Source organism: Microcoleus harperi Pol14_C6 (assembly GCF_036701295.1).
Classification (GTDB): Bacteria; Cyanobacteriota; Cyanobacteriia; order Cyanobacteriales; family Microcoleaceae; genus Microcoleus.
The window spans coordinates 1-6,524 of the sequence record NZ_JAUBQN010000088.1; the positions used below are offsets into that span (position 1 = coordinate 1).

Annotated in this window: 5 protein-coding genes; 3 read left to right on the forward strand and 2 right to left on the reverse strand. The window is 48.9% G+C overall.

All coding sequences use genetic code 11. The annotated features are described in order from the left end of the window. Positions 1 to 276 precede the first annotated feature (276 nt). Entirely contained in the window at positions 277 to 1,305 is a 1,029-nt protein-coding gene (purM, locus tag QUA27_RS26885) for a phosphoribosylformylglycinamidine cyclo-ligase (protein WP_333072059.1), read from the reverse strand. Between the two features lie 468 nt (positions 1,306 to 1,773). Here purM and QUA27_RS26890 point away from each other — a divergent pair, with 468 nt between their 5' ends. The 3 genes from QUA27_RS26890 to QUA27_RS26900 all read left to right on the forward strand — a co-directional run bounded on the left by QUA27_RS26890 (position 1,774) and on the right by QUA27_RS26900 (position 6,125). Then, positions 1,774 to 2,874: a septal ring lytic transglycosylase RlpA family protein gene (locus tag QUA27_RS26890; protein WP_333072060.1), complete on the forward strand. Its 1,101-nt coding sequence runs from the start codon at positions 1,774 to 1,776 to the stop codon at positions 2,872 to 2,874. A gap of 194 nt (positions 2,875 to 3,068) precedes the next feature. Beyond that, complete coding sequence (locus QUA27_RS26895) at positions 3,069 to 4,685, forward strand: bifunctional pantoate--beta-alanine ligase/(d)CMP kinase (protein ID WP_333072061.1); 1,617 nt, start codon at positions 3,069 to 3,071, stop codon at positions 4,683 to 4,685. Between the two features lie 504 nt (positions 4,686 to 5,189). Next, a complete protein-coding gene (locus tag QUA27_RS26900; RefSeq protein WP_333072063.1) occupies positions 5,190 to 6,125 on the forward strand; it encodes a polysaccharide deacetylase family protein in 936 nt (311 codons plus the stop codon). A 20-nt stretch (positions 6,126 to 6,145) separates the two neighbouring features. Here QUA27_RS26900 and QUA27_RS26905 read toward each other — a convergent pair whose 3' ends face one another. Next, entirely contained in the window at positions 6,146 to 6,448 is a 303-nt protein-coding gene (locus QUA27_RS26905) for a Uma2 family endonuclease (protein ID WP_333072064.1), read from the reverse strand. Positions 6,449 to 6,524 lie beyond the last annotated feature (76 nt).

Consider the following 6,524-nt stretch of genomic DNA (forward strand, 5'->3'; position numbering starts at 1 on the left):
TTGGGACAGTTCATGGAGTCGTCTGCAATGGTTGAATATCTTCGCTTACCAGCTTAACATTACTATGCATTACTACCCAACGAGTCATCTGTTGTGAATTGCTTTTTCTCTTTCTTCCTCTATCTCCTCTGCGTCCTCTGCGGTTACTTTCAAAAGTATAAATTTAACCGCAGATCTACACAAATGAATGCAGGTTGAGATTGTCTGTTAGTGCATAAAAAAGCAAAGCCAAGCAATCTTCAGCCCCTGGGATTGCTTCTTAATAATTATTACCCATTACCCATTATCCATAATCAATTCTCCTTTCCCCTCAATCACTTCCCCGATCGCGAACGCCCCAATTCCCTGATATTGAAACCATTTAACAGCCTGTTCTACTTCCCTGGAATCGAGCAACAGCACAAACCCAATCCCCATATTAAAAGTATTGAACATATCTGCTGTGGCCACTTTGCCCGCTTCAGCAATCCACTCAAAAATTGGCAAACTTGGCCAGCTATTGCTGTCAATTTTCACAGATTGATTTGCTCCCAAACAGCGGGGCAAATTTTCCGGCAAACCGCCGCCCGTAATGTGAGCCATGCCGTGAATTTCTAAACCGCTCTTAATTGCTTCGAGGACTGGTTTAACATAAATTTTAGTCGGAGTTAGCAGCACTTCTCCTAAACTTTTGCCGCCTAACTTTTCCGGTTGGGAATGCCAGTCAAAACCCCGATCGCCCGCAATTTTTCTCACCAAACTAAAACCGTTGCTGTGTACGCCCGAACTCGCCAGCCCCACAGCCACATCTCCTACCCGCACCCGCGAACCGTCCAACAATTTGCTCTTTTCGACAATTCCCACACAAAACCCCGCCAAATCGTACTCACCCGCTTGGTAAAAACCGGGCATTTCTGCCGTTTCCCCTCCGAGCAAAGCACAGCCCGCTTGCTTGCAACCGTCAGCAATGCCGGCCACCACCGCAGCTAATTGTTCGGGATTTAACTTTCCCGTGGCTAAATAATCGAGAAAAAAGAGGGGTTCGGCCCCGGATGTCAGCACGTCGTTGACGCACATCGCCACCAAGTCGATACCTACCGTGTCGTGCCGATCGAGATTGTGGGCCAATTTCAACTTAGTCCCAACGCCGTCAGTACCCGAAACCATCACCGGCTCTTTTAAACCCTCCGGGACGCTGAAAAAACCGCTAAACCCGCCGAATCCGCCCAAAACTCCCGATCGGTGCGTGCTCTTGACCATACTCCCGATGCGCGAGACAAAAGCTCTGCCCGCCTCAACATCCACACCTGCTTCTCGATAATCCATAAGTCCGCCAAATCGATTTCCAGTTTTTAGTTTATTCCCATAACAGTTGACAAACAGCTTTTTTCACACTAGCCATTCGGCAGCCCACCAAAGACAATAAATTTTTGTAAATTTTTGTAAATTTTTCTGGAATAGCTGAAACGGCTGTAAGCTCTGGAACTAAAGGATTTTATGATAGAAGGTTTTGAGAATATTTGATGAAGATTTGGTGAAAATTGCGATCGCAGCGATCCCCAACCACAAAAGTTTGTGGTAGTCTGTTGCAGTTCGTGAACAAAACACAAATTGCGGATCGAGTATGAGTTGTCAAGTGTCAGGGAAGTTTCCGCCAATTTTTTTTTGCGCGGAAGCATTAAAGCAAAAACGCACCCGGATACTTTGCTTTGACTCACGGGGGAATGGCGAAGGGCAAGAGAGAAATCCTTGACGCCCGCCGCCAAATGGCCAATCCTCCAATCTCGGTTGGCAATGGCTATTCACAAAAATGGACGTATGAAGGAAAAATTTGTTGGTGGTCTACTCGCTGTCCTGTTAGTTCCTGTGGTAGGAACGGCATCCTCTTGTCACGCACAAGCAACAGGTGCCGACAACCAAAACTCTCAGGTTTCCGAGCAAGTAATTGCCACCCAACCGTCCCGGCAGTTAAACGCTACTCGGGTCGAAGCGCAAAAAGTCGGACAGTATCAGTATCAAGCAAGAGCTGAAATTGCCCGAGACTCGATCGCCAAAATTCAGCCCCACGACTTAGGCGGGCGACAAGCAGCGACAGTCTACGTGCGAAACATTCCAGTCATCACCTTTCTGAACGCGAATCCGGAAACAAAAACGCCTTTGGGAGAAACTGGCAACAGCCAAGCCGGTGCTAGCAGTCCGTCAAAAGTAGCGGGCGCCAGAGAAAATCCCAAAGTCGGAAACATAGCCAGCAACGACAGCAACCAAGAACCCGATTCAGTTTGGCGGGCATCAAGCTTAGCAGCAAGACTCAACCAGCTAGCCCGCAACAACATCGATCCCAACAGCATTACCGTTAAGTGGGAAAAAGGCGATCGCTACATTATCCAGGCAAACGGTGAGGACTTGGTAAACATCAACGCCGAAACCATCCTCCCCGACACCACCAGCGACTTTAGCCGAGACGCCCTGCAAGCAACCAATCGCCTCCGCCGGCTTCTGGGCAACGCCCCACCCCTGGAAGAAGTCGCAGGCAAACCGCAACCAGAACCCGCTGTGCTGTCTCTGGGCCCAGTTCAAGTGCGCCTCAGCGGCTGGGCTTCCTGGTACGGCCCCGGATTTGACGGCAACCTCAGCGCCAGCGGCGAGCGTTTCAACCAAAATGATTTGACCGCAGCCCACCCAAATTTGCCTTTTGGAACTAGAGTCATGGTGAGAAATCTCGACAACGGCCGCACCGTAGTCGTCCGCATTAACGACCGCGGCCCCTATGTCGGCGATCGGCTCATTGACTTGTCCGCCGGCGCCGCCAGCGTACTGGGAATGATGAGCAGTGGCGTTGCCAGAGTGGAAATCGAAGTGATCGAACCGCAGCAGCAAACAACAGTTGAACGCTGAACGGTAGTGTAAGGCAGAATACAAAAGTTATCCGAACTTTAGAAAGCAGAAAGTAGAATAAAACTGGCATCTTCCACCATTCTTTGTGGAACAGGCATCTTACCTGTTCTTGAGGATGGTGCAAGATGTCAAGTCGAACAAATTCTGACAAATAAACTCTGTATTCTGCCGAATGCCTTCAGGAGATTCTACCGGTGCGCCTGTTTACTACCATTGCAGCACTTCGCTGCTACTTAAATTTACAAAAATCTGCTGCACCTCATTTGACAGTCGGTTTGGTGCCGACGATGGGAGCTTTGCACGCAGGGCATCTGAGCTTGATCCAGCGGGCAAGGCAAGAAAATGCGATCGCCCTGGTCAGCATTTTTGTCAACCCGCTACAATTTGGGCCGACAGAAGATTTTCAAGATTATCCTCGGAATTTCGATCAAGACCGGCTGTTGTGCAAACAAGCTGGCGTTGATGCCATATTTGCTCCCTCAGCAACTCAAATGTTCGGCAACCAAGCGGTCGATTCCCTACGGGATAGCTTCGCTTCACGTGCAGAAACAGAGCAAACCGCCGAAAAACAGATAGAGATTCACCTTTCCTCCTTAACTCAAGTAGTCCCGCCGCCGGCGATGACATCGGTTTTGTGCGGCAAAGCAAGGCCCGGTCATTTTCAGGGCGTCGCGGCAATTGTTACTAAACTTTTGAGTTTGGTGCAGCCGACAAAAGCTTATTTCGGTCAAAAAGACGCCCAGCAACTAGCAATTATTCGGAAGCTGGTCTTTGATTTTAACTTGCCTGTAGAGATTGTCGCTTGTGCGATCGTCCGCGAAGAGTCGGGACTGGCAATGAGTTCTCGCAATCAGTATTTAACAGCAGAGCAAAAACAGCAAGCCTCCGTACTCTACCGCGCGCTGCAACAAGCCTCGGAAACTTTTGCTTCAGGCGACCGCACCGCAGCAGCCGCACTCGCAGCAGCCCGCGCAACAGTCGCAGAAGAACCCGCAGTAAAGCTCGAATACGCCGAAATCGTCGATTCCGACACTCTGACGCCGTTGCAGGTTGTGGAAACAGCGGGACTTTTAGCCGTGGCTGCCAGAGTTGGCTCTACTCGTTTGATTGACAATATAATTCTCAGGAATCGTCGGCCCATTGTGGCGATCGACGGCCCGGCGGGAGCAGGCAAATCTACCGTAACTCGCCTTGCAGCAACAGCTTTGAACTTGTTTTATCTGGATACCGGCGCGATGTATCGGGCGCTGACTTGGCTGGCATTGAAAACAGACACGCCAATTTCCGACGAATGTGCGATCGCTGAATTAATCAGTTCCACTTATTTGGAATACAACCTCGATCCCGCATCAAAGATGTTGAAGATTAACGGCGAAGACGTAACCGAGGCAATTCGCAGTTTGGAAGTGACATCCCGCGTCTCGGAAATGGCGGCAATTCCCGCCGTGCGGCAGTTTCTGGTGGAGGAACAGCGGCGCTGCGGTACAAAAGGCGGAATTATAGCAGAAGGCCGCGATATCGGCACTAACGTGTTTCCCGATGCGGAACTGAAGATTTTTTTGACCGCTTCGGTACAAGAGCGATCGCGCAGGCGGCTGTTAGAACTTAAAGATACCGAGCGGGCTAATATTAGCTTGGCCCAATTGGAACAAGACATCGCCCTGCGGGACGAAAAGGACAGCACCCGCGCGGTTTCACCTTTGCGTAAAGCGGCCGATGCTGTGGAAATTCAAACAGACAATCTGACTGTTGCTGAAGTTATCGATCGGATTGTCGGCTTGTACAAAGAGAGAATCGGCCCTAAAAGTTAATTTTACGACCCTGGGGGCGCGCGATCGCCCTCATATCAAATCGGGTTAAACTCACATCTTGCACCATTCTCGCTTGCAGAGGCTTTTGGGCCTGTTCCACAAAGACTAAATTTTCTTGTGGGGAGTAGGGGTTGGGATCTTCTAGCCCGCCCTTGAAAGGCTTATTAATAATAGTGCAACATCTCACGTTAAACCAACTTGCAGTGTCAGGTAGGGACGCGGGTCCATGCGATCTGAGTCCCTAAGAATATCGTGCCATGAATCCGATTTGAACGTCGTCCCCCTGGCTGGGGAAAAGTTCAACCATCCCGCGTTTTCATGCGTTAGGGCATTTCAGGCGTACAAATCTTAAATTTTTTTATCCGGATGGACTTCCCCGCGATAGGTTATTTCCAGTAGCATTTTTAGGGGCAGTCCAATTTAAGATTATCCTCTTAAGTGGATTAACGTGATATCAACATAAAATCTCAAATTAACTGTGCAAGGTGTGAAGGAGAGAAGGACGTGACAAAATTGAAACTGCTGTGGAGGCGGCGAAAAACTTTCATCGTTGCTTTTATGGCAGCCACAGGAAGTTTTTTGCTGGGTGTGACATGGCCGATTAACTTGCGGGCAAATCAGCCCTTGCAACCGATTCAGGCACAAGTCTTGGCCGTATCCCAGTCCCAAGAACAACAGCCGATGTCCAATATTAATAAATTTTCCGAGGCGATCGCCCGTCGAGTTGAATTTTCCCAAAATGCTCTAGCCCAATTGCAGGCAATCCGATTTCAATCAACCGTACCGTCGCAGTTTCAAGGTACAACCATTAGTCACGCGAAACTTGACTCCCAGCACAAGGCGATCGCCCTGACATTTGACGACGGCCCCTGGCCGAAAACAACTACACAAATCCTAGATATACTCAAGGAAAATAATATTAAGGCTACATTTTTCTGGGTAGGAAAATACCTGAAAAATTCTCCCGAAATTGGCAAACAGGTCGCAGCGGCCGGTCACGCGATCGGCAATCACACTTGGAGCCATGAATACCTTCAGTATAACGAAGACAGTGCTGCTCGTGAGATCGATCGCACTTCATCCTTAATTAAGGAGTTGACCGGCATCCAAACATCAATGTTCCGCCCGCCTGGAGGCATTTTAAACAATGGATTGGCAGCTTACGCTCAAAAGAAAAATTATGCAGTTGTGATGTGGTCGGCTGATTCTTTTGATTGGCGCACTCTTACGGAATCTTTGATGGACAACGTGATGAGGCAGGCAAATTCCGGTGGCATTGTGCTGATGCACGACGGCGGTGGCAATCGAGCGAGAACTCTAAAAGCTTTGCCTGATATTATTGCTCAACTGAGAAAGGAAGGGTACATTTTCGTAACAGTCCCCGAGTTATTGCAGATGCAAGAAGAAGAGTTAAAACACCAGGAAACAGCACAAAAATAAAATTTTGGAAAAGTGGGAATTTACACCATTTTTCCATTTTTTTGTAAGTCGTTAGATAGATTTTTCATAACTATATCGCGCAGGAGAAGGTTAATCGCAGTTATAAAATCAATACAGAGACGGCTGTGGTCATCGCTACCTCCCGCCATCGCGTACACCAAGCCGCGCCGATATTCATGCCGGACGGTACGATCGCGTTTGAGGGCAAGGTAATCTTCCGGGCTAAACCCACACGGGATGGCAATCATAGCGTTAGAGGCAAAATCGAGGGCGTTGCACAATAGCAGTATGCTATCGATAGCACGCCCGCAAGGAACAAACATACAGCAGATTGCAGGTTAATAGAGTACAGTTAAGATAAGTATATCAATAGCAATAATGAAACCATTACCGATCGAG

Coding starts and splice junctions, on each gene's coding strand:
- purM (WP_333072059.1), bottom strand. CDS start 1,305: ATGGATTATCGAGAAGCAGGTGTGGATGTTGAGGCGGGCAGAGCTTTT.
- QUA27_RS26890 (WP_333072060.1), top strand. CDS start 1,774: ATGGCTATTCACAAAAATGGACGTATGAAGGAAAAATTTGTTGGTGGT.
- QUA27_RS26905 (WP_333072064.1), bottom strand. CDS start 6,448: ATGTTTGTTCCTTGCGGGCGTGCTATCGATAGCATACTGCTATTGTGC.